Here is a 23,139-nt window from a genome sequence, read left to right as displayed (position 1 = left end):
CGCGACCTGTCGGGCTCGAACCTGACGGTCGGGCCGGACTATGCCGACGGTCTGGCGGGCGAGATGTTCAACGGCCGCAAGACCTCGATCTACGGCGGCTCCAACGAGATCCAGCGCAACATCATCGCCAAGATGGTGCTGGGGCTCTGAGCCAAAACCTTAGCTGACAGTACGCCTGGACCGGGCTATGCGGTTCAGACGAACAAGCGTTTGACCTGATCCCGAGACCGGAGCCGCCGAGCATGGATTTCTCCTTCACCGAAGAACAGTCGATGCTGCGCGACACGGTCGCCGCGTACCTGGGCGACCACTACGACTTCGACAAGCGCCGCGCGGCGGTGAGCAAGGAGCCGGGCTGGCGGCCGGACGTGTGGAAGGCCTTCGCCGAGGAGCTCGGCATCCTGGGCGCGCCGTTCTCGGAGGAACTGGGCGGCCTGGGCGGCGGCCCGATCGAGAACATGGTCGTGATGGAGGAGTTCGGTAAGGCGCTGGTCGTCGAGCCCTACCTCGGCACGGTGGTGATCGGCGGCGGGTTCCTGAAGCACTCGGGCCACGCCGGCGCGGCCGACCTGATCGGCGGCATCATCGAGGGCAAGACCATCTTCGCCTTAGCCTACGCCGAGCCGAAGGGCCGCTACAACCTGGCCGCCCTGGAGACCACGGCGAAGAAGGACGGCGCGGGCTGGACGCTGAACGGCCACAAGGCGGTGGTGATCGGCGCGCCGTTCGCCACCCACCTGATCGTCACTGCCCGCACCAGCGGCGGCGCGCGCGACGCCGGCGGCATCTCGGTGTTCATCGTGGAGAAGAACGCCAAGGGCGTGACCACCCGCGACTACCCCACCGTCGACGGCTTCCGCGCCTCGGAGGTCTACTTCGAGAACGTGAGCCTGGGCGCCGACGCCCTGGTGGGGCCGGCCGACAACGGCCTGCCGCTGATCGAGAAGGTGGTGGACGAGGCGATCGCGGCCACCTGCGCCGAGGCCTGCGGCGTGCTGCGCAAGCTGCACGAGGGCACGCTGGAATACACCAAGCAGCGCAAGCAGTTCGGCGTGCCGATCAGCTCGTTCCAGGTGCTGCAGCACCGCATGGTCGACATGTTCATCAACGTCGAACAGGCGGTCTCGATGACCTACATGGCCAACATCAAGGTCAGCGACGACGCCGAGCGCGCCAAGGCCGCCTCGGCCGCCAAGGTGCAGATCGGCAAGGCCTGCCGCTTCGTCGGCCAGAACGCCATCCAGCTGCACGGCGGCATGGGCATGACCGACGAGATGGCCATCGGCCACTACTTTAAGCGCGCCACCATGATCGAGACGGCGTTCGGATCGGTGGATCATCACCTGGCGCGGTACGAGTTCCTGAGCCTGGGGAAGGCGGCGTAGTTCGTCATCCCGCGGCTTGTCCGCGGGACCTATGAACACCGAGGTTGCTGGAGGCCCGCGGCGGGGACGCTTGCGGGCCTTCTGCTTGCGCGGAGATCATGGGTCCCGCGGACAAGCCGCGGGATGACGAGGTTGGAAATGGGCAAGGACGCACAGGTGGCCGCGCGGTTCGCGGACGGGCCGGACGAGGGGCGGCTGCAGTACGAGCCGCCGAAGCTGTTGTTCCGGGGCGCGCGGCGGCGGGTGTTCGAGGGCGAGGCGCTGAAGGGTGTTCGCGCCGAGGGCGGCGACCTGGTGCTGGCCGATGGCTCGCGGTTCGCGCTGGGCGAGGTGCAGGCCGGCCGCTGGGCGCAGGCGATCAACAACCCGAAGGGCCGGCTGGACAAGCTGGGCGTGAAGCCCGGGATGCGGGTGGCGGTCCTGGGCGTCGACGACGACGCGCTGGCCGGCGAGCTGGCGGCGCGCGAGGCCGTGGTGGTCCACGACTTCGCCGACCTGGACCTCTTCTTCTACGCCGCCGACAGCGTCCACGAGCTGGCGCGGATCGACGAGCTGATCCCGGCGCTGGCGGAGAAGGGCGCGCTCTGGATCGTCTCGAAGAAGGGCAAGGCGGCGACCGTGAAGGACGTCGAGGTCATGGCGGCCGCCAAGTCATTCGGCCTGGTGGACAACAAGGTCGCGGGCTTTTCGGAGACCCTGACGGCGCTGCGGTTCGTGCGGCGCAAGCGCTAGGCGGGGGCGACCGAGGAAGCCGGAAGGCAGGCCGACACTGCGGCGGCGAGGTCGGCGCTCGAGAAGGGCTTGCGGATGTGGCCGTCGAAGCCGCCGACGGCTCCGTCGGCGCCCGGCTCGACGTTTGCCGAGAACGCGAGGATCGGGGTCGCCCAGTTCGGTCCGTTCGTGTCGCGTATCCGCGCCGCCGCCGTCGTTCCGTCCAGGCCCGGCATGCGGATGTCCATCAGGATGACGTCGAACGGCTGCGCGGAAGCCAAGGCCACGCCGGAGAGACCGTCCCCCGCCTCGGTGACCGTTGCGCCCAGGCCGACCAGGACGTCGCGCGCGAGCTCGCGGATCGTCGTGTCGTCGTCGACCAGGAGCACGCGCGCCCCGGCGAGGCGCGCCTCGCCGCCGCCAGCATGGGCCTGCAGCGGCCACTCGCCGATCGCCGCAGGTATTTCGAAATGAAAGGTCGAGCCCTGGCCCGGCGAGCTGCGGACGCCGATCTCGCCGCCCATCGCCTCGACCAGTCCCTTGCTGATGGCCAGGCCGAGCCCCGTGCCGCCAAAACGGCGCGTCGAAGACGCGTCGACTTGCGAGAAGCGCCGGAAGAGCATGTCCATCTGCTCGGCGTCCATTCCCGGGCCGGAGTCCGTCACACTGACGTCCAGTCTGCTCGCCTCCGGGTCGTAGGCCGCAGCGAGGCGGATGGCGCCGCGGTCCGTGAACTTGACGGCGTTGCTGACGAGGTTGAGCAGGATCTGGCGCATCCGGTCCTCATCGAGGAGGAGGCACTTCGGCAGATCGGCCTGGGGGCTGAACTCGAGGGAGACCCCCTTGATGGCCGCTTGCTGCTCGAAGAGGTGCAGCGCGTCGGCCATGAGGCGGGACGGGTCGACCGGCTGAAGCCTGAGCGTCACCTGGCCGGCCTCCAGCTTGGAGAAGTCGAGCACGTCGTTGACGATGGAGAGCAGCGCCTGGGCCGCCTTGTCGACGCGGACGATCTCGCGATGCACCCCCTCGCCGAGGTCGGTGCGCCGGGTCAGTCGGTCGGCGTAGCCGACGATCGCCGTCAGGGGCGTGCGGATCTCGTGGCTCATGTTGGCGATGAAGTCGGCCTTCACCCGCGCCGCCATGTTGGCGGCGTCACGCGCGAGCCGGAGGTCTTCGGCGGTGGCGACGAGCGCCCGCTCACGGGCCGCCAGCCTCAGACTCAACCGCCGAAGCCCGTCCGCCAGCATCAGGAAGACAACCACGAGCGTGGTGAGGATCGCGGTGATCAGCAGCGCGATGCCCGTGACCTCGTTCAGCATCTCCTGTCTCGCCATCGCCACGCGGGTTCCACCCAGTAGGACTGTGATCAAGACGATCACGGGAAGGACGCGGCGCGCGACGGCGCCGCCGAGGGTGGAATTGGTGATCAGGCCCGTGATCGCGCGGTGCGGCCTGGTCCAGAGAATCCCGACCGACGCGGCGGAGAGGCAGATCGCCGTCTGCAGGGCCATGGCGCTGGCGCTGGTGAATTCGACTAGGCCGAAGGCGCCGTAGGCGTAGGAGATCAATCCCAGGGTCGACACAGCGAGGGCGCCGGCGGCGAGCGCCTGGGAAACCCGGACGGCGCGTCCCCGCAAGGTCGAGGCGACGATTGCCGCACCCAGCAGAGTGAATGCAGCCGCCGTGGTGGGCGCCATGCGACTGAGCTTGAAAGAGAGCACCTCGCTCGGAAAGAACATCAGGTCGATGGCCAGGCCGGCGCCGATGGCGAGTTCGCTCAGCCGGACGGCGCCGATTGCGGCGATGGTGACGCCCAGGAGCGCCTTGGTGTGGCGGGCCGCGCACGGAAGGGTCGTCCGAGCCAACAGCAGGGACACGCCCGCGAGGATGAGGGCCGCCGCCGTCGTCGGGTTCATGCGGTAGACCCAGGTCGGCGCCGGCGCGCCGATCGACCTGAACGCCCAGGCTGTCAGGATCGCGAGTGCGATCGAGAGCACGAGGATACCTGCGATCCACGACGCGCGCGTCGCCGCCAGCGCCGCGCGCCTCGAGCTGCGCGGGGGTGTCTGCCCGGCTGATCCGGGGGGAACCGGTTCACCCGTTCCCAGCGAATGGCGATGCTGCATCTTGTCGAAGTCTAGGCGCCGTTGGCGTGTCTCGTTTGACCGAACGCAAACTGCCAGCCTCGCCGAGGCGGGCGGCGCGCCTTCCATTACCTCCCGCGTAATCGACCCGCCTCACGGCTTGCGGTCATCTCCCGGCAACACGGGAGACAGCTCATGCACCGCCGCGACATCCTCACCTCGGGCCTGGCCGTCGGATCGGTCGCCGCGCTCGCCAACGCCCGCCCGGCCGCCGCCGCGCAGGCGGGCAAGCCCGCCACGGTCTACGCCAAGGACGGCACGCGGCTGTTCCACCGCGACTGGGGCGAGGGGCAGCCGGTGGTGTTCGTCTCCAGCTGGGGGCTCTCGAGCGAAATGTGGGCCTACCAGGTGGCGCACCTGTCGGAGCGCGGCTTCCGCTGCATCGCGTTCGACCGGCGCGGACACGGCCGGTCCGACGTCCCCGGGCGCGGCTACGACATGGACACGCTCGCCGACGACCTGGCCGCCGTCATCGACGCCCTGGGCCTGAAGGACGTGATCCTGGTCGGCCACTCGATGGGCGGCGCCGAGGTGGTCCGGTACCTGGGCAAGCACGGGACCGCGATGGTGAGGAAGGTGGTGCTGGTGGCCGCCGTCGGGCCCTACGTGGTGCAGACCCCGGACAATCCGTACGGCGCGCCGATGGCCTACCACCAGGCGACGCTGAAGCAGTACGCCGCCGACTTCCCGAAGTGGGCGATGGACAACCAGGCGCCGTTCTTCACGCCCGAGACCTCTCCGGCCATGAAAGCCTGGCTGACCGAGCAGCTGCTGGCGACGCCGGTCCCGGTGGCGGTGGCCGCGTTCAAGGCGCTGATCGACAAGGACCTGCGGCCGGACCTGGCGAAGATCGACCGGCCCACCCTGGTGATCCACGGCGACAAGGACGCCTCGGCGCCGCTCGCGATCACCGGTCAGCGGCTGGCGGCGGGCATCAAGGGCGCGGAGCTGAAGGTCTACGCGGGCGCCCCGCACGGCCTCTTCGTGACCCACATGGAACGGCTGAACACCGACCTGGAGGCCTTCTTCCGCGCTTGAGCCCCTGCGCTCAGACCGCGGCCGGGCGGGGCCGCAGGAACAGCGCGAACCAGGCGCCGAGGCCGACGATCACCGCGAAGACGAGCACAAGCCAGCCCACGATCGGAATCAGCCGAACCACCGCCAGCAGCACGATACCCGTCGCCATGGCCGTGAAGGCGCCCAGCCAGCCCTCGATCGGCCGCACGTGCGCCAGACCGAGCGACAGGCGGCCGACCGCGAACGCCGCCGTGAGATAGCCGAGCGCGCACACGAACGGTGTCAGCACGAGCACGATGGGGACCAGCGGCAGGCCGACGATCGAGAGCGCGAGCACGAGGATAGAGCCGCACAGCGCCGACGTGGCGATCACGCCCAGCAGCAGGTTGAACCAGGGCCGTTCCACGATCCGCTCGTGCGCCTGCGCAAGGCGCGCGGGGACGACGGCCGCGAGGATCGCCGCCAGGACCAGGAACACCGCCACGCCCACCAGGAAGCGGACGGCGCGCGGCACAACCTTCGTCTCGGCCTTCTTCTGGGCGGCTTCGGTCCGCACGCCGGTCACCCGGTTCGCCGCGATCACGCCGGCGGGGACGTCCACGCGATTAGGACTCCAGTACGCGAGCGTGCCGTCGATCCGTGCGCCGGGGCCGAAGCGGATGCGCTCGGCCCGGACCTGCACCGAGCCGGTGATCGGCGCCGCGATCTCCACCACCTCGCCGACCAGGCTGGCGTCGCCGCCAACGGGGCCGGTGACGATGACCTCCTTCCCGGCCAGGGCGATGTCGGCGCCGGCCGAGCCGGCCAGCTCCACGCGCTCACCGGCGGCGGTTATGTCGCCGGTCACGGGGCCGCGGATCTCCACATCCTGGCCCGCGGCGTAGGCGTCGCTTCCGACGGCGCCGGTGATGCGCAGCCGGCGGCCGAACAGGTGCACGCTCTCGCGCACGTTCGCGGTCATGGCGATATCCCGGCCCGCCGCGAAGACGTCCTCGAGGCCGCCCTGTACGACGCGGACGTCCGAGCCGGCGACGAAGAGGTCGTCGCCGAGACGTCGCTCGGGGGCCTTGTCCTGCGCTGCGGCCGGTAGGCCGAACCCGAGCAACAAGGGCAAAATCAATTGAAGCAGGTACGCGCGCATGTCGAAGCCTCCCGCAGGCCGGCGATCCGTTTCGCGTCGAGGTGAGCTTATCCGGTTCGCGGCCTGCATGACGAATCGCAAACCCCGGCCTTGCGTCGCGGCGCGAATTCCGTCCTAGGCAGAGCCGATGGCCCTCCGCGACTTCGCCCTGCTCATGGCCATGTGCCTCGTCTGGGCGGTGAACAACATCATCTCGAAGTACGTGGTAAGCATCCTGGATGTGCCGCCGCTGTTCTACGCGGCTGCCCGCTTCCTCATCGTCGCCGTGGCGCTGATCCCGTTCCTGTTCCCGGCCCCGAAGCCGCTCTGGAAGCTCATCGTCACCGCCTTCCTGATGGGCGCCGGCAGCTTCGGCCTCATGTTCGTGGGCCTGAAGGACGCGACGCCCTCGGCCGCCGCCGTGGTCCTGCAGCTCGGCATGCCGGCGACGCTCATCCTGTCGATGATCTTCCTAGGCGAGCGGGTCCGCTGGCGGCGCGGGCTCGGCATGCTGCTCACCTTCGCCGGCGTGCTGACCGTGATGTGGAACCCGCAGGGCCTGACGCTGTCGGGCGGCCTGGTGCTGATCGCCGGCTCCACGCTGATGGCGGCCGCGGGGACGGTGATGACGAAGCAGATCGAGGGCATCCGGCCGATCGCCTTCCAGGCCTGGGTGGGCCTCTCGTCGCTGTTCCCGATGGCGGCGTTGTCGGCGTGGCTCGAGCCCGAGGCCCTCGACATCGCGTTCGCCGCCGGCTGGCAATTCTGGGCCGCCCTGGCGTTCTCGGCGCTGATCGTCTCCCTGGTCGCCCACACGGTCTATGTGACACTCCTGCAGCGCTACGAGGCCAACCTGATCTCGGCGTTGATCCTGGTGACGCCGCTGGCCACTATCGCCCTGGGCGTCCTGGTGCTGCACGACCCGTTCGGGCCGCGCCTGGTGATCGGCAGCGCGCTGGCGCTGGCCGGCGTCCTGATCATCGCGCTCAGGGGAAGTCAGGTGATGTCCCTGCTGTTGGCCATGCGGAACCGCACGCTATGAACCTCATCGAGGCCCCGTCGCCCAACTTCGACCCGCGGACCGTCACGCCCAGCATCCTGGTGCTGCACTACACGGGCATGAAGACCGGCGAGGAGGCGATCGCCCGGCTGCGCGATCCCGAGGCGCGGGTGAGCTCGCACTATGTGGTGGAGGAGGACGGGCGGGTCTTCCGGCTCGTGCCCGAGGAGCGGCGCGCGTGGCATGCGGGCGCCTCGTTCTGGCGGGGCCGGCGCAACGTGAACGGCGACTCGATCGGCATCGAGATCGTCAATCCGGGCCACGAGTGGGGCTATCGGGCGTTCCCGGACGCACAGGTGGCCGCGGTGATCGAGCTGCTCGCCGACATCCGCACGCGCTGGTCGATCGAGGACCGCGACATCGTCGGGCACTCCGACGTGGCGCCGGCGCGCAAGGACGACCCCGGCGAGCTGTTCCCCTGGAAGCGGCTGGCCGAGGCGGGCCACGGCCTCTGGGCGGAGGCGCCCGCCGCGCCGGGCCAGTCGATCGGCGAGGGCGAGGAGGGCGCAGCGGTCTTCGCGCTGCAGGCCGGCTTCACGCGCCTGGGCTACGACCTGCCGCCGTCGGGCAGGTTCGACGCCGACACGACCGCGGTGGTGCGGGCGTTCCAGCGGCACTGGCGGCCCGAGCGGGTGGACGGGATCGCGGACGGCGAGACCCGGGCGCGGCTGATCGCGCTGCTACGGATGTCTTCCCTCTCGTAGAGGAGGGAAGGTTGACTCTCCGCCACAATCCCCCACTTTCCGCCCGGATCAGACGGCCGGGCGGTCGCGGCCCCCTCGGGGGTCGAGGAAAGTCCGGGCTCCACGACGACATGGCGGCGGGTAACGCCCGCCGGGGGTGACCCCAGGGATAGCGCCACAGAGAGCAGACCGCCTTCTCTCCGGAGAGGGTAAGGGTGAAAGGGTGCGGTAAGAGCGCACCGGGTCCCTGGTAACAGGGATCGCATGGCAAGCCCCGCCAGGAGCAAGACCGAATAGGGATCCCGCGCCCGCCAGGTCCGCAAGGAAACCGGCAGGTAGGAGCGTCGCCGCTCCGAGGGATCCGGGTAGGTCGCGAGAACCGGCCCGCGAGGGTCGGTCCAGAGGAATGGCCGCCGCGTCCCGCAAGGGGCGGCACAGAACCCGGCTTACAGGCCGTCTGATCTTATTTCCCTCCCCGCCGACGGGCGTCCGACTCTTCCCCAATCGCCGGCCTCGGATAGTCTGTTCGTCCGGTGTTGGGGGGAATGTGTATGGCTGAGGGACGGCGCCACAGGTCGCGGCCATTCCCTGCCGTTCTGCTGGAGTTCGGGCGCGGCGGCGTGAGCACGCTGGTGCGCGAGCGCCTCGTTGCGGGCAAGGGACAGGCTGGCGAGGCGGTCGGCCCCATCGTCCGGACCCCGGGGGTCGGCGAGCTCAAGAGGATCCTGGACGCCGCAGCTCTGCGGCACGCCGATCTCAGCCGCGAAATCGCCGACAACGAGGCGACGGTGGCCGAGGTGCGCGCCCAACTCCGGGTGGCGCAGCTGTTCGTGATCCGGCTCGTCATGGCCGATCGCATCCGCCGCCTGGTCGAGAAGGGGCAGTCGGCGCTCGCCAGCCTTGCCCGCGCCCGGGCCGAGCGCGAAGCGGGCAGGGTCGAAGTCTACTTCTCGATCGATACGGCCACGACCGTCAGCTATGCCGCCCTGACCCGCGCGTTCGAGGATCTCGCCGGATACGGTCGGATCTGGGACGCCGGCGCGGTCACGGCGGACGGGGAGGTCGGCCGCGTCCCGGTGGCCTTCTCGGTCGGCGCCTCCGACATCGTGGCCTGCCGCGAAGACGTCCTCCTGGCGCCTGGCGGGGGCGGATACGCCCTGCAGATTTTCCCGGGGTTCGTCCTGCTGCGCGAGGCGGCCGACGCGGTCGTGCTCGAGCACGGCGAGATCGAGCTGGACGTGACCCGCGCCCGCTTCGTCGAGGAAGAGACGCTGCCGGGGGACGCCAGGGTCGTTGGCGAGGCGTGGCCGACGGAAGAGCCGGACCCGAACGCCAAGGAGCCCAAGACGCCGCTTCCCGTCGTCGAGTACGGCGAACTGTCGCTCAAGGTCCCGGACGGCCAACTGGCGGCCTATGTGGTCTCGAACTACACCAAGGCGCGCCTCTTCGTGGAGGCGTACGAGCGGTACAAGCGCGCGGTGGCGGCCATCGTCGATCCCGACGTGGAGCCGGGCGAAATCCCGCCGCGGGCCGATGCGGCGCCCGTTGAGCCGCCGCTGGACATCAGGCCGCGGGCGTGGCTCGCGATGGATTGGCTGGCGATCTTCCTGCTGGTGATCCTGCTCAGCCTTCCGTTCGTCCTCCGCCGGCCGCCGCCGCCTCCAGTGGCGTCACCCGTGGCGGCGCAGCCCGCGACCGTGAAATCGGCCGAGGCGAAGGGCGACGCCGCCGCCCGTCCCCAACCGAAGCCGAAGCGCTCCGCCCGCAAGGCGGCGGCGCCACGCGCCAAGCCCGGCGAGCCTTGTGGCTGGATCCGTCAGCCGAACGGCGTGCTGAAGCTCGTCCCCTGCCCGCCGGCCGCACCGACGCCGCCGTAAGCCGAAAGCGACAGAAGCCGTCCGCGCCTGAGGTAGAAGCGGCGCCGTTAACTAACAGTTCCGAGTATGTTCTGTGGGTAAGTCTTCACCGCCAAGCATGCGGCGTGGTGACGCCTTTGTTTTCGCCCAAATAGTCACTGAGTGTCATTGAAACCCACTTGGTCCCATGTTAACCCAAATGTAATTCGGCAGTCGGGCAGCGGGTCGGGCGCGGGCTCAGGGGCTGGCGAAGGGTAGGGGGTTATGGGCCGAGGATGTTTCTCTCGACCTTTGAGAAGCAGCTGGACGCGAAGCGGCGCATCGTTGTGCCGCAGGAATATCGCGCCGCGCTCTCGGGTCCGGCCGACGGCGTCTTCGTCTTCCCTTCCATCCGTTCGGACTGCATCGAAGGCGGCGGCCAGGCCCTGTTCGACCGCTATGGCGCCATGGCCGACGAGCTGGAGTTCGGCGACGAGCTGCGCGACTCCATCGAGCGCAACGTCTTCGGCGAGATGCAGAAGCTCAGCTTCGACACAGCGGGCCGCATCACCCTGCCGGAAGCGCTGTGCGAGCAATACGGCATCAGCGACTGGGTGGCCGTGGTCGGCCTGCGCGACCGCTTCGAGATCTGGGAGCGCGACGCATACCGCGCGCAGCGGGCGGCCGACCGCGAGAAGGCGCGGGCGGGCCTCGCCGAGATGCGGGTGCAGCAACGCGCCGCACGTCTGTCGGGGAATGCGCGATGAGCGAATCCCCGCATGTTTCGGTTCTTCTCGACGAGGTGATCGAGAACCTGGCCGCCGGGCCGGGCGACACCATCGTCGATGGCACTTTCGGCGCGGGGGGCTATTCCCGCGCGATCCTGGCGACGGGCGCGAAGGTCGTGGCGTTTGACCGCGACCCTACGGTCCGCCGTTTCGCCGCGGGATTTCCGGAAGACCGCTTCCGCCTGGTGGAAGCGCGATTCTCGGAGATGGACGCGGTGCTGGGCGAGGGCTGCGCCGATGGCGTAGCCCTCGACCTCGGCGTTTCCTCCATGCAGATCGACCAGCCCGACCGGGGCTTTTCGTTCATGCAGGACGGGCCGCTCGACATGCGGATGGGTGGTGACGGCCCGACCGCAGCCGACCTCGTGAACACTGCCGAGGCGGACGAGCTGGCCCGGATCATCTTCGTCTATGGGGAAGAGCGCGAGAGCCGCCGCATCGCCCGCGCCATCGTGCGCCGGCGCGAGGAGCAGCCCTTCACCCGGACGCTGGAGCTGGCCGAGTTCGTCGAGAAGGCGCTGGGCGGGCGGCGCGGGGCCAAGATCCACCCGGCGACGCGCACCTTCCAAGGCCTGCGGATCGCGGTGAACGAGGAGCTTTCCGAGCTCGAGGCCGGCCTCGTGGCGGCGGAACGGACGCTGAAGGCGGGCGGCCGGCTGTGCGTCGTTACGTTCCACTCCCTCGAGGACAGAATCGTGAAGAGCTTCCTGGCGGTGCGCGCGGGCCGCACGCCGGCCGGCTCGCGTCACGCGCCGCCCGTGGCGAAGGGCGCCGAGCCCAGCTTCCGTCTGCTCTTCAACGGCGCCCAGGGGCCGTCCGAAGCGGAGACCAAGGCCAATCCCCGCGCGCGCTCGGCGAAGCTGCGCGCGGCCGTGCGCACGGACGCGCCGGTCTGGAAGGAGGCCGCATGAGCGTGTTCACGCGCAAGGTCCGGGGCTTCCGGCTCGTCGACCTGGTCGGCTTGGGCCTGCTGGTCGTGATCATCCTCGGCGTCTACCTGGCCAAGACGATGGCCGGGCGCGAGCGGGCCGAGATCGCCAAGGTCGAGCGCCAGATCAAGGCCGAGAAGGCGCGCATCCGCCTGTTGCAGGCCGAGGTGGCCCACCTGGAGCAGCCCGGCCGCATCGAGCGCCTGGCGGTGACCTACCTGAAGATGGAGACCGTCGGCGCGCACCGCGAAGCCACGGTCGAACAGATCATCGATGTCGCCCGCGCCGGTCCGCCGAAGAAGGCCAAGGCGCCGTCCGCCGTGGCCGCCATGGTCACCGGCGGCGACGCCATCCCCGGCGTGCCGCCGCCCCCGCCGCCGGAAGCCAACCCGGTGCGCGTCGCGGAAGCCGTGGTTCCGGCCAAGCCCGGGGCGGCCCAATGAGCCTGGGCCTGCAGAGCCTCGGTCGCACGGGCCTGCCGCGCTGGTTGATGGAGCGGCTCTGGGGCCTCGAGCACGCCTTCGAGCGCGCCCGCGCCTCGGGCAAGGTCGAGGACGACACGCGCCTGCGCATCTTCTTCGTGCTGGTGCTGTTCTCGCTGGGCTTCCTGAGCCTGGCGATGGGCGCCACGCGTGCGGCGCTGTTCTCGGACGCGCGGCTGTCGGGCGCTGGGGCCTGGCTGGGCGCCTCGCGCGCCGACCTGGTCGACCGAAACGGCATGCTGCTGGCCGCCGACCTGCTGCACTACGGCCTCTACATCGACCCGCGCGAGATCTGGGACCAGGGCGAGACCCGCCGCAGCCTGCTGGCCGCGCTGCCGAACCTGGAGCCCGAGCGGCTGGAGCGGGCGCTGCGCGGCAACCGCCGGATCTTCGTCCTGGGCGCGCTCACGCCGCAGGAGCGCAACCGCGTCCATGGCCTGGGCCTGCCCGGCGTGACCTTCGAGCCCGAGCAGCGGCGCGTCTATCCGCTGGGCCCGTCGGCGGCGCACATCATCGGCTTCGCGGACGCGGGCGGCGAGGGCCTGTCCGGCGCCGAGGCGGCGCTGAACGACGACATCCGCGCCCAGGCGCGCGGCGGCGGCGCGGTGCCGCTCGCCATCGATCTGCGGGTGCAGGGCGCGCTGGAGGACGAGCTCTGGAAGGCGGTCACCGAGTTCAAGCCGAAGGGCGCGGTGGGCCTCGTCACCGACGTGCACACCGGCGAGATCCTGGGCATGGCCAGTTGGCCGGTGTTCGACCCGAACAAGCCGGGCAAGGCGGGCGTCTACGCCCAGACCAACCGCGCCGCAGCCTCGGTCTTCGAGATGGGCTCGACGTTCAAGGGCTTCACGGTCGCGATCGGCCTCGACTCCGGCGTGGCGAACCCGGAGAGCACCTTCGACGCCACCCAGCCTTTCCACCTGGGCTACCGCACGATCACCGACTACCACGCCGCGCGGAAGGTGCTGACGCTGGTGGAGGTGTTCCAGCACTCGTCGAACATCGGCACCGCCAAGCTGGCCGTGGGCATCGGCCCCGAGCGGATGGGCAAGTACTTCGACGGCCTGGGCCTGACCAAGCCGGCGAAGGTCGAGCTGATCGAGAACGCCCGGCCGCTGACGCCCAAGGTGTGGAACGAGGACGCGGTGGCCTCCACCTCGTTCGGCCACGGCATCAACGTGACCCCGCTGGCGCTGGCGCGGGCCTACGGCACGGTGCTGAACGGCGGCAAGCTCATCCCGCTGACGATCCACAAACTGGAACCGGGAGCCAAGGTGGATGGTCCCCGGATCATGTCCGAGAAGACCTCGCTGCAGATGCTGTCGATCATGCGCGCCAATGTGACGGGCGGCAGCGGCACGTCGGCCAACATCACGGGCCTGTCGGTTGGCGGCAAGACCGGCACCGGCGAGAAGTACGATCCGGCGATCCGCGGCTACAACGGCGCCAAGCAGGTCTCGTCATTCGCCGCGGTGTTCCCGACCACGGGCGACGTGAACGCCAAGCGCTATTTCGTGCTGGTGCTGCTGGACGAGCCGCATGCGTCGGCCAACAGCGCGGGCTATTCTACCGGCGGCTGGGTGGCCGCGCCGGCCGCCGGCCGGATCATCGAGCGCATCGCCCCGTTCCTCGGCGTGCCGCGCCGCAACGACGTCGGCCAGGCGATTCCGGTCGAGCCCCCGAAGCCGGAAGAGGCGGGGGACGGCCGATGAGCGTTCGCCTGACCAAGCTGGTGAAGCGCGACTTGGGGAGCGACCCCGAGGTGACGGGCGTCACCGCCGACAGCCGCAAGGTGAAGCCGGGGTTCCTGTTCGCCGCCCTGCCGGGCTCGAAGGTCGACGGCGCGGCGTTCGCGGCGAAGGCCGTGGAGGCGGGCGCCGTGGCGGTCATCGCCGAGCAGGACCTGAACCTCGCGGTCCCGACGATCGTCTGCCGCGATCCCCGCCGCGGCTATGCGCTGGCGGCCGCCAACTTCTGGGGCAAGCAGCCGCAGACGTGCGTGGCGGTGACCGGCACCAACGGCAAGACCTCGGTCGCCAACTTCTGCCGGCAGATCTTCGCCGGGGCCGGCCACGTCTCGGCCAGCATGGGCACCCTGGGCGTGACAGTGTCCAAGCCGAAGGGCGAGGACCTGCAGGTGACGCCGCCCGGGCTGACGACGCCCGACGCCGGTGACGTGGCCGAGCTCCTGATGCACATCGCCCAGTTGGGCGTGACGCACTTCGCCATGGAGGCCAGCTCGCACGGCATCGACCAGCGGCGCCTCGACGGCGTGCGGCTGGCGGCGGCGGGGTTCCTGAACCTGACCCAGGACCACCTCGACTACCACCTCACCATGGACGCCTACCTGAAGGCCAAGCTGCGGCTGTTCGAGCAGCTGATGCCGCGGGGCGCGACCGCCGTGCTGAACGCCGACTCAGACGCCTTCCCGTTCTTCGCGGCCGCTTCCGTGGTGTCGGGCCAGCGGGTGATGAGCGTGGGCGAGGGCGGCCAGGCGCTGAGGCTGCTGGAGCGCACGCTGCTGCCCGACGGCCAGCAGCTGAAGGTCCGCGCCGAGGGCTACGTCTACGATGTGCGCCTGCCGCTGGCGGGCGGCTTCCAGGCCTCGAACGCGCTGGTGGCCGCGGGCCTCTGCCGGGCGGCGGGCCTCACGTGGGCGCAGACCTTCGCCGGTATCGAGCGGCTGACCGGCGCGCCGGGCAGACTCCAGCGCGTCGGCGCGGGGCCGCGCGGCGGCGAGGCCTATGTGGACTACGCCCATACGCCCGACGGCCTGGAGACCGTGCTGCGGGCGCTCCGGCCCCACGTGCGCGGCAAGCTGATCGTGGTGTTCGGCGCCGGCGGCGACCGCGACAAGGGCAAGCGCCCGCTGATGGGCCAGGTGGCCGCGGCGCTGGCGGACGTGGCCATCGTCACCGACGACAACCCGCGCTCGGAGGTCCCGGCCACGATCCGCGCCGAGGTGCTGGCCGGCGCCAAGGGCGCCAAGGACATCGGCGACCGGCGCGAGGCGATCCGCGTGGCCGCGGCGATGCTGCAGGACGGCGACGTCCTGGTGGTGGCCGGCAAGGGCCACGAGCAGGGCCAGACGGTCGCCGGCGTGGTGCACCCCTTCGACGACGTGGAAGAGACGACCAAGGCCCTGGAGCTGGTCCATGGCTGACCCGCTCTGGACCTCGGAGGAGATTGCGAGGGCGACGGGCGGGACGGCGAGCGGCGGGTTCGGCGCCACCGGAGTCTCCATCGACACCCGCACACTGGAGGCCGGCGACCTGTTCGTCGCCCTGGCCGGGGTGCGCGACGGGCACGAGTTCGTCGCGCAGGCGCTGGCGAAAGGCGCGGCCGGGGCGCTGGTCAGCCAGGACGTCGACGGGCCCTGGGTGAAGGTCGCCGATACCCTGAAGGCGCTGGAACAGCTGGGCGTGGCGTCGCGCGAGCGGGCGCCCGCGGCGCGGCGGGGCGCGGTGACCGGCTCGGTCGGCAAGACTTCGGTCACCCAGGCGATCATGGCGGGGCTGACGCTGGCGGGGCGGGCGCACTCGTCGGTGAAGAGCTACAACAACCACATCGGCGTGCCGCTGACCCTGGCGCGGATGCCGCGCGACACCGAGCGGGCGGTGTTCGAGATCGGCATGAACCACGCCGACGAGATCCGGCCGCTGACCCGCTTCGTGCGCCCTCACGCCGCCGTGGTGACGACGGTGGGGCCGGTGCACACCGAGAACTTCCCCGACGGCGAGGCCGGCGTGGCCCGCGCCAAGGCCGAGGTGTTCGAGGGCCTGGAGCCCGGCGGCGTGGCGGTGCTGAACGCCGACAACCAGTGGTTCGACCTGCTGAAAGGCGAGGCGCTGAGGGCGGGCGCGACGGTGCGCACCTTCGGGACCGGCGAGGGCTGCGATGCGCGGTTGATCGACTTCCAGGTTCCCCCAAGTGGCAAAGGGGGTGGCCATGCGGTGGTGCAGGCGCGGCTGAACGGCAAGGGCCTGGACTTCCCGATCCTGCAGACCGGCTTCCACTGGGGCCTGAACAGCATGGCCGTGCTGCTGATGTTGGAGGCCCTCGACGTCGATCTGGGCGACAGCCTGGCGGCCCTGGGGGACTTCGAGCCGCTGGCGGGCCGGGGCGCCGAAAGCACGGTCGCGGCGCCGGGCGGGGCCTTCACGCTGATCGACGAGAGCTACAACGCCAACCCGATCTCGATGGCCTCGGCGATCAAGACGCTGGGCGCGCGCGCGGGCGCCGGCCGCCGCATTGTGGCCCTCACCGACATGCTGGAACTGGGCCCCGAGGCGCAGGCCTTCCATGCCGGCCTGGCCGAGCCGCTGGAGTCTGCGTCAATCGACCTCGTCTTCTGCGCCGGACCTCTGATGAAATCACTCTGGGACGCCCTTCCGCCGACTCGTCGGGGCGGGTACGCCGAAACGGCTGCGGCCCTCGCGCCGCAGATCGCACAGGCCGTAGAGGCCGGCGACGTCGTGATGGTGAAGGGGTCGAACGGGTCCAAGGCCGGGCAGATCGCCCAGGCCCTCCTCGCCGTCGGCTCCGCGGAGGCCCGCTAGATGTTCTACTGGCTCTACCTGACGTTCGCGTCGCAGGAGTACGTGCCGGTCCTGAACCTGCTCAAGTACCAGACCACGCGGACGGGCCTCGCGATCTTCACCGCCCAGCTGGTGGTCGTGCTGCTGGGCTCGCGCTTCATCCGCTGGATGAAGGCCAAGCAGGGCAAGGGCCAGCCGATCCGGGCCGAGGGTATCGAGCGCCACATCGTCGAGAAGGCGGGCACGCCCACCATGGGCGGGGTGATGATCCTGGCCGGCCTGTTCTCGGGCACCCTTTTGTGGGCCGACCTGACCAACGTCTACGTCTGGGCCGTGCTGCTGGTGACCGCCGGCTACGGGATGCTGGGGTTCATGGACGACTACTCCAAGGTCACCAAGCAGACCACGGCCGGCATCTCGGGCCGCGTGCGCCTGGGCCTGGAGGCGATGATCGCCATGGCCGCGATCTCGCTGATCATCGTCTTCGCCGCCAAGCCGCCCGAGGCGCCGGAGCTGCTGACCTCGGTGACCTTCCCGGTGTTCAAGCAGTACTTCCTCGATCTCTCCTGGGCCTACCTGCTGTTCGGGGCCTTCGTGATCGTGGGCGCGGCGAACGCGGTGAACTTCACCGATGGCCTCGACGGCCTCGCCACCGTGCCGGTGATGATCGCGGCCGCCGCCTATGGCCTCATCGCCTACCTGGTCGGCAACTTCGTGTTCTCGACCTACCTGCAGCTCCACTTCGTGCCGGGCGTGGGCGAGCTGGCGGTGCTGTGCGGCGCGCTCCTGGGCGCCGGGTTGGGCTTCCTCTGGTACAACGCCCCGCCGGCCAAGATCTTCATGGGCGACACCGGCTCGCTGGCCCTGGGCGGCGCCGTGGGCGCCATGGCGGTGGCGACCCGCCACGAGATCGTGCTGGCGATCATAGGCGGCCTGTTCGTGGCCGAACTGCTGTCGGTCGTGGTGCAGGTGGCCTCGTTCAAGCTGACCGGCAAGCGCGTGTTCCGCATGGCGCCGGTGCACCACCACTTCGAGAAGCTGGGCTGGTCGGAATCGACCGTGGTGATCCGGTTCTGGATCGTCGCGGTGATGCTGGCCCTCGTCGGCCTCGCCACCCTGAAGCTGCGCTAGGGAGGGCCTCGGTCAGCGTCTCATGATCCCGGTCCGTGGCTTCGAGGGGAAGACGGTCGCCGTGTTCGGCCTGGCCCGCACGGGCCTGGCGGCGGCGCGCGCCCTCATGGCCGGCGGCGCCAAGGTCGCGCTCTGGGACGACAAGGCCGCCACCCGCGAGGCCGCCCAGGCCGAGGGGTTCACCGTCACCGACCTCAGCGTCGCCGACTGGTCGCAGTTCGCCGCCCTGATGCTGTCACCGGGCGTACCGCTGACCCATCCCGCGCCGCACTGGACGGTGGAGAAGGCGCGGGCGACGGGCGTCGAGATCCTGGGCGACATCGAGCTCTTCGCCCGCACCGTGAACGCCGCGCCCGAGCACAAGCGGCCGAAGGTGGTCGCCATCACCGGCACCAACGGGAAGTCGACGACCACGGCGCTGATCGGCCACATCTGCGCCGAGGCCGGCCGCGACGTCCGCGTGGGCGGCAACATCGGCACCGGCGTGCTGGCGCTGGACGACATGCACGGCGGCGCGGTCTACGTGCTGGAGCTGTCGTCCTACCAGCTGGACCTGACCTCGAGCCTGAAGGCCGACGTCAGCGTGATCCTCAACATCTCGCCCGACCACCTCGAGCGGCACGGCGACATGGAGGGCTACGTCACCGCCAAGCGGCGCATCCTCTTCAATCAGGGCAAGGGCGACACAGCGGTGATCGGCGTCGACGACGCCTGGGGCCAGCAGATCTGCACCGAGATCACCGCCGCCAACCGCCGCACCATCGTGCCTATCTCGGCCAGCAAGGCGATGAGCCGCGGCGTCTACGCCCTGGATGGCCTGCTGTACGACGCCTCGGGCGAGAGGGCGGCCGAGGTGGCCGACCTGAAGCGGGCCCGCTCGCTGCCCGGCCGGCACAACTGGCAGAATGCGGCGGCGGCCTATGCGGCCGCTCGGGGCCTGGGCATTCCGGCCGACCAGGCGGCGCGCGCCCTGATGACCTTCCCGGGCCTCGCGCACCGGATGGAGACCGTGGCGGTCATCGGCAAGGTGCGCTTCGTCAACGACAGCAAGGCCACCAACACCGACGCCGCGCGCCAGGCGCTGTCGAGCTATCCCAAGGTCTACTGGATCGCCGGCGGCCAGCCGAAGACCGGCGGCATCGACGACCTGGCCGACCTCTTTCCGCGGGTCATCAAGGCCTACCTGGTCGGCGAGGCCTCGGACGCCTTCTCAGAGACGCTGAAGGGCAAGGCCGAGACCGTGGCCTGCGGCACGATCCCCGCCGCCGCCGAGGAGGCCTTCCGCGACGCCCAGGCCAGCGGCAAGGACGCCATCGTCCTGCTATCGCCCGCCTGCGCCTCGTTCGACCAGTTCGCCGACTTCGAACAGCGCGGCGACGCCTTCCGCGCCGCGGTCCAGCGTCTCGCTACCGGCAAGGCTACAGAGGGGGCCGCATGACGACGGTCAGCAACGCGCACGCCTTCGCACGCTCGGACCGCACGGCGCTGGGCGTCTGGTGGTGGACGGTCGATCGCTGGATGCTGGGCGTAGTGGCCCTGATCGTCGCGATCGGCGTGGTCATCGCCTTCGCAGCCAGCCCCGCCGCCGCGGCGCGCATGAACATCGGCGACCCGTTCCATTTCGCCGTTCGCCAGTGCGTCTTCGCCGTCCTGTCGATGGCGATCCTGCTGGGCGTCTCGATGCTGGACGTCAGGGGGGTCCGAAGGGCCGCCTTCGTCATCTGGCTGGCCGCTATCGCGGTGATGATCGCGCTGCCGTTCATCGGGCACGAGGCCAAGGGCGCCACGCGCTGGATCCAGTTCGGCGGCTTCACCTTCCAGCCGTCGGAATACATGAAGCCGGCGCTAGTGATCCTGGTCGCCTGGATGTTCGCGGAGGGCCAGAAGGGGCAGGGGGTGCCGGGCGTCTCCATCGCCTTCGGCCTCTTCGCCGTTTCGGTAGGTTTGCTGCTGATCCAGCCCGACGTGGGCCAGACGGTGCTGATCACCGTGGCCTTCGGCGCAGCCTTCTGGATGGCCGGCGTGCCGATGAGCTGGGTGATGCTGCTGGGCGCGACCGCCATCGCGGGGCTCAGTTCCACCTACTTCATGTTCCCGCACGTGCAGAGCCGCGTGGACCGCTTCTTCTCGCCCGAGAAGGCCGACACCCACCAGGTGGACGCCGCCGCCGTGGCGCAGGCCGCGGGCGGCCTGTTCGGCCGCGGCCCGGGCGAGGGCGTGATGAAGCGCAAGGTTCCCGACCTGCACACCGACTTCGCCGCCTCGGTGGGCGCAGAGGAGTTCGGCCTGGTGTTCCTACTGCTGGTGATCTCGCTGTTCGCGTTCGTGGTCGTGCGCGGCCTGCTTCGCGCCATGCGCCTGTCGGACCCATTCGAGCAGATCGCGGCTGCGGCCCTGTTCGTGCTGGTGGGCCAGCAGGCGATCATCAACCTGGCGGTCAACCTCAACATGATGCCGACCAAGGGCATGACCCTGCCGTTCATCAGCTATGGCGGCTCATCGATGCTGGCGATGGGGCTGACCATGGGCCTGGCTCTGGCGCTCACGCGGCGGCGGCCGGGCGCGTACGCGCAGTCCGAAGGCCTTGCCAAGGCCGGGGAGTTCAGTTGAGAGCGTCCCCCCATGCGTAGGATCGCGGTCGTCGCCGCCGGGGGCACCGGCGGGCACCTGTTCCCGGCCCAGGCTTTGGCCGAGGCGCTGATCGCGCGCGGCTGGGGGATCGTGCTGGCGTCGGACGAGCGCGTGGCGGGCCTGGCGCAGGACTTTCCGGCCGAGCGCCGCATCGGCCTGTCGGCGGCCACGTTCCGCCGCGGCGATCCCATCGGCATGGTCCGCGCCGGGCTCGCCATCACCCGCGGCGTGCTGCAGGCCCGCCATGCCTTCCGTGAGATCGGGCCGCAGGTGGTGGTGGGCTTCGGCGGCTATCCGTCGGCGCCGTCGCTGGTGGCGGCGGTGCTGGGCGGGCTGCCCACCGTGATCCACGAGCAGAACGCGGTGATGGGGCGGGCGAACCGCATGCTGGCCAGCCACGTGAAGACGGTGGCCTGCGCCTTTCCGACCCTGCAGAAGGCCCCGCCGAAGGTGGCCGAGCGCGCCATCGTGGTGGGCAACCCGGTGCGGCCCCCGATCCGCGCGCTGGCCGACGTGCCGTACATCCCGCCCGAGCCGAACGGGCCCGTGCGCCTGCTGGTCACCGGCGGCAGCCAGGGTGCGCGCCTGCTCTCCGAACTGGTGCCCGAGGCGGTGAAAGCCCTGCCCGAGGACCTGCGCAAGCGCCTCACCATCCAGCAGCAGACCCGCGCCGAGAGCATGAACACGGCGCGCCGCGCCTATCGCGACGCGCTTGTGGACGCCGAGATCGCGCCGTTCTTCCGGGATATCGCCAGCCGCCTGCGCGACGCCCACCTGGTGATCGGCCGCTCGGGCGCGGGCACGGTCTGCGAGTTCGCGGTGGCCGGGAAGCCGGCCATCCTGGTGCCGCTGGCGATAGCCATCGACGACGACCAGGGCCAGAACGCCAAGCTGCTGGCCGACGCCGGCGGCGCCGAGATCGCCCGCGAGGGCCAGCTCACGGTCGAGAGCCTGGCCAAAGCGCTGACCGTCCTGCTGAACAACCCCGAACGCCTGAGCCGCATGGCCGCGGCGTCGCGGTCGGTGGCGATCCCGGACGCGGCCGAGCGGCTGGCGGATGTGGTGGAGAAGACGGCGGCCGCCTTCCAATAGGGGCGGGGATACTTCCGAAACGCCGGGAAGCGTCCTAGGAGTGCGGCATGAACCGCCGCCCCGTCCCCTTCGAGATCGGTCCCGTGCATTTCATCGGCATCGGCGGCATCGGCATGAGCGGCATTGCCGAGATCATGATGCGCACCGGCTATACGGTGCAGGGCTCGGATGCGAAGGCGTCCGCCAACACCGAGCGGCTGCAGAAGCTGGGCGCGAAGATCTTCGTGGGCCACGACCCGGCCAACGTCGAGGGCGCCTACGCCGTCGTCTATTCGACCGCGGTGAAGCCCGACAATCCGGAGATGGTGGCCGCGCGCGAACGGCGCCTGCCGCTGGTGCGCCGGGCCGAGATGCTGGCTGAGCTGATGCGGCTGCAGTTCTCAGTGGCCGTGGGCGGCACGCACGGCAAGACCACCACCACCTCGATGATCGCCTCGCTGCTGGACGCCGGCGGACTTGATCCCACGGTGGTCAACGGCGGCATCATCAACGCCTACGGCACCAATGCGAAGGTGGGCGCGGGCGACTGGATCGTGGTCGAGGCCGACGAGAGCGACGGCACCTTCCTGAAGCTGAAGTCCACCGCCGCGGTGGTGACCAACATCGACCCCGAGCATCTCGACCACTACGGCGACTTCGACGCGGTGAAGAAGGCGTTCCGGGACTTCGTCGAGAACATCCCCTTCTACGGGTTCGCGGCGGTCTGCACCGACCACGCCGAGGTCCAGGCCATGGCCGCGCGGGTGGAGAACCGGCGGTTGGTCACCTACGGCGTCAATCCCCAGGCCGAGGTGCGCGGCGAGAACATCAGCATGGGCCCGGACGGCGCCCACTTCGACGTGGTGATCCGGCCGCGCGGGAACGGGGCGATCCGCTACGAGGACCTGCACCTGCCGATGGCGGGGCACCACAATGTGCTGAACGCCCTGGCCGCCGTGGCCGTGGCGCGCGAGCTGGGCCTGGACGAGGCGGCGATCCGCAAGGGTCTGAAGGCCTTTGCCGGCGTGAAGCGCCGCTTCACGACGACAGGTGTGGCGAACGGCATCCGCGTGGTCGACGACTATGGCCACCACCCCGTGGAGATCGGCTCGGTGCTGAAGGCGGCGCGCGCGGTCTCGACCGGCAAGGTGATCGCCGTAGTGCAGCCGCACCGCTACACGCGCCTGCGCGACCTGTTCGACGAGTTCTGCGCCTGCTTCGCCGACGCCGACACGGTGATCGTGGCCGACGTCTATCCGGCCGGCGAGCAGCCGATCGAGGGCGCCAGCAAGGACGGGCTGGTCGCGGGCCTGCGCCGCTACGGCCATCGCCGGGTGCTGCCGCTGGGCGCGCCTTCGGAGCTGGCCGGGCTGGTGCGCGAGGAGGCCGCCCCGGGCGACCTGGTGGTGCTGCTGGGCGCCGGCGACATCACCAGCTGGGCCTACGCCCTGCCGGGCGAGCTGGAAGCCCTGGGCGCGGCGGCGGAATGAGCGACTGGCGCGACGACCTGCCCGCCGTCCGCGGCAAGCTGCTGCGGGACGAGCCGCTGGGGCCGTTCACCTGGTTCCGTGTGGGCGGGGCGGCCGAGGCGCTGTTCCTGCCGGCCGACCACGA

At 70.5% G+C, this 23,139-nt stretch carries 19 protein-coding genes, 1 other RNA gene and 2 pseudogenes; 20 read left to right on the top strand and 2 right to left on the bottom strand.

What is annotated here, in order from left to right; translation table 11 throughout:
- From VGD44_RS01385 to VGD44_RS01375, 3 genes and pseudogenes are all read left to right on the top strand, one after another.
- Window positions 1-150, top strand: a pseudogene (locus VGD44_RS01385) (pimeloyl-CoA dehydrogenase large subunit); the annotation flags it as partial.
- Between the two features lie 92 nt (window positions 151-242).
- Window positions 243-1,385 carry an acyl-CoA dehydrogenase family protein gene (locus tag VGD44_RS01380; protein WP_331083092.1) on the top strand — a complete coding sequence of 381 codons (1,143 nt, stop codon included), beginning with the start codon at window positions 243-245 and terminating at the stop codon, window positions 1,383-1,385.
- 138 nt (window positions 1,386-1,523) lie between these two features.
- Window positions 1,524-2,117, top strand: coding sequence for a DUF3052 domain-containing protein (locus VGD44_RS01375; RefSeq protein WP_331083090.1), 594 nt, complete (start codon window positions 1,524-1,526; stop codon window positions 2,115-2,117).
- Here VGD44_RS01375 and VGD44_RS01370 read toward each other — a convergent pair.
- Window positions 2,114-4,093 carry an ATP-binding protein gene (locus tag VGD44_RS01370; protein WP_331083089.1) on the bottom strand — a complete coding sequence of 660 codons (1,980 nt, stop codon included), beginning with the start codon at window positions 4,091-4,093 and terminating at the stop codon, window positions 2,114-2,116. The genes VGD44_RS01375 and VGD44_RS01370 overlap by 4 nt on opposite strands.
- A 282-nt stretch (window positions 4,094-4,375) precedes the next feature.
- Here VGD44_RS01370 and VGD44_RS01365 point away from each other — a divergent pair, with 282 nt between their 5' ends.
- A complete protein-coding gene (locus tag VGD44_RS01365) occupies window positions 4,376-5,278 on the top strand; it encodes an alpha/beta hydrolase (RefSeq protein WP_331083087.1) in 903 nt (300 codons plus the stop codon).
- Between the two features lie 10 nt (window positions 5,279-5,288).
- Here VGD44_RS01365 and VGD44_RS01360 read toward each other — a convergent pair whose 3' ends face one another.
- The gene (locus VGD44_RS01360) at window positions 5,289-6,365 is read right to left on the bottom strand and encodes a polymer-forming cytoskeletal protein (RefSeq protein WP_331083085.1); all 1,077 of its coding nucleotides are present in this window, start codon (window positions 6,363-6,365) and stop codon (window positions 5,289-5,291) included.
- Window positions 6,366-6,525: 160 nt separating this feature from the next.
- On the opposite strand from VGD44_RS01360, the gene VGD44_RS01355 reads away from it, so the two are divergent.
- The 16 genes and pseudogenes from VGD44_RS01355 to VGD44_RS01280 all read left to right on the top strand — a co-directional run.
- A complete protein-coding gene (locus VGD44_RS01355; RefSeq protein ID WP_331083083.1) occupies window positions 6,526-7,419 on the top strand; it encodes a DMT family transporter in 894 nt (297 codons plus the stop codon).
- Window positions 7,416-8,141: an N-acetylmuramoyl-L-alanine amidase gene (locus VGD44_RS01350; RefSeq protein WP_331083081.1), complete on the top strand. Its 726-nt coding sequence runs from the start codon at window positions 7,416-7,418 to the stop codon at window positions 8,139-8,141. Before VGD44_RS01355 ends, VGD44_RS01350 begins: the two co-directional genes overlap by 4 nt.
- 48 nt (window positions 8,142-8,189) lie before the next feature.
- Window positions 8,190-8,585: RNase P RNA component class A (gene rnpB / locus VGD44_RS01345), an RNA gene on the top strand.
- A gap of 155 nt (window positions 8,586-8,740) precedes the next feature.
- Window positions 8,741-9,997, top strand: coding sequence for a hypothetical protein (locus tag VGD44_RS01340; protein WP_331083079.1), 1,257 nt, complete (start codon window positions 8,741-8,743; stop codon window positions 9,995-9,997).
- A gap of 254 nt (window positions 9,998-10,251) precedes the next feature.
- Window positions 10,252-10,722 (top strand): division/cell wall cluster transcriptional repressor MraZ, encoded by a 471-nt coding sequence (locus VGD44_RS01335; protein WP_331083076.1) that lies wholly within the window; start codon window positions 10,252-10,254, stop codon window positions 10,720-10,722.
- A complete protein-coding gene (rsmH, locus tag VGD44_RS01330; protein WP_331083074.1) occupies window positions 10,719-11,654 on the top strand; it encodes a 16S rRNA (cytosine(1402)-N(4))-methyltransferase RsmH in 936 nt (311 codons plus the stop codon). Before VGD44_RS01335 ends, rsmH begins: the two co-directional genes overlap by 4 nt.
- Window positions 11,651-12,115 (top strand): cell division protein FtsL, encoded by a 465-nt coding sequence (gene ftsL / locus VGD44_RS01325; protein ID WP_331083072.1) that lies wholly within the window; start codon window positions 11,651-11,653, stop codon window positions 12,113-12,115. The genes rsmH and ftsL overlap by 4 nt, the downstream gene beginning before the upstream one ends.
- Before the next feature lie 2 nt (window positions 12,116-12,117).
- Window positions 12,118-13,866 (top strand): peptidoglycan D,D-transpeptidase FtsI family protein, encoded by a 1,749-nt coding sequence (locus VGD44_RS01320; protein WP_414694606.1) that lies wholly within the window; start codon window positions 12,118-12,120, stop codon window positions 13,864-13,866.
- Window positions 13,863-15,317 (top strand): UDP-N-acetylmuramoyl-L-alanyl-D-glutamate--2,6-diaminopimelate ligase, encoded by a 1,455-nt coding sequence (locus tag VGD44_RS01315; protein ID WP_331083068.1) that lies wholly within the window; start codon window positions 13,863-13,865, stop codon window positions 15,315-15,317. Before VGD44_RS01320 ends, VGD44_RS01315 begins: the two co-directional genes overlap by 4 nt.
- Window positions 15,310-16,713 (top strand): UDP-N-acetylmuramoyl-tripeptide--D-alanyl-D-alanine ligase, encoded by a 1,404-nt coding sequence (locus VGD44_RS01310; protein WP_331083066.1) that lies wholly within the window; start codon window positions 15,310-15,312, stop codon window positions 16,711-16,713. Before VGD44_RS01315 ends, VGD44_RS01310 begins: the two co-directional genes overlap by 8 nt.
- Window positions 16,714-17,823, top strand: a complete 1,110-nt coding sequence (gene mraY / locus VGD44_RS01305; RefSeq protein ID WP_331083064.1) for a phospho-N-acetylmuramoyl-pentapeptide-transferase — start codon at window positions 16,714-16,716, stop codon at window positions 17,821-17,823.
- 22 nt (window positions 17,824-17,845) lie between these two features.
- Window positions 17,846-19,261, top strand: coding sequence for a UDP-N-acetylmuramoyl-L-alanine--D-glutamate ligase (murD, locus tag VGD44_RS01300; protein ID WP_331083062.1), 1,416 nt, complete (start codon window positions 17,846-17,848; stop codon window positions 19,259-19,261).
- Window positions 19,258-20,433 carry a putative peptidoglycan glycosyltransferase FtsW gene (locus VGD44_RS01295; protein WP_331083060.1) on the top strand — a complete coding sequence of 392 codons (1,176 nt, stop codon included), beginning with the start codon at window positions 19,258-19,260 and terminating at the stop codon, window positions 20,431-20,433. Before murD ends, VGD44_RS01295 begins: the two co-directional genes overlap by 4 nt.
- A 12-nt stretch (window positions 20,434-20,445) precedes the next feature.
- Window positions 20,446-21,546, top strand: coding sequence for an undecaprenyldiphospho-muramoylpentapeptide beta-N-acetylglucosaminyltransferase (gene murG, locus VGD44_RS01290; protein WP_331083058.1), 1,101 nt, complete (start codon window positions 20,446-20,448; stop codon window positions 21,544-21,546).
- A gap of 47 nt (window positions 21,547-21,593) precedes the next feature.
- Window positions 21,594-23,015, top strand: coding sequence for a UDP-N-acetylmuramate--L-alanine ligase (gene murC, locus VGD44_RS01285; protein WP_331083056.1), 1,422 nt, complete (start codon window positions 21,594-21,596; stop codon window positions 23,013-23,015).
- Window positions 23,012-23,139, top strand: a pseudogene (locus VGD44_RS01280) (UDP-N-acetylenolpyruvoylglucosamine reductase); the annotation flags it as partial. The gene murC and the pseudogene VGD44_RS01280, both read left to right, overlap by 4 nt.

Source organism: Phenylobacterium sp., assembly GCF_036402295.1.
GTDB lineage: Bacteria > Pseudomonadota > Alphaproteobacteria > Caulobacterales > Caulobacteraceae > Phenylobacterium.
This window is presented reverse-complemented; position numbering and strand designations above follow the sequence as displayed.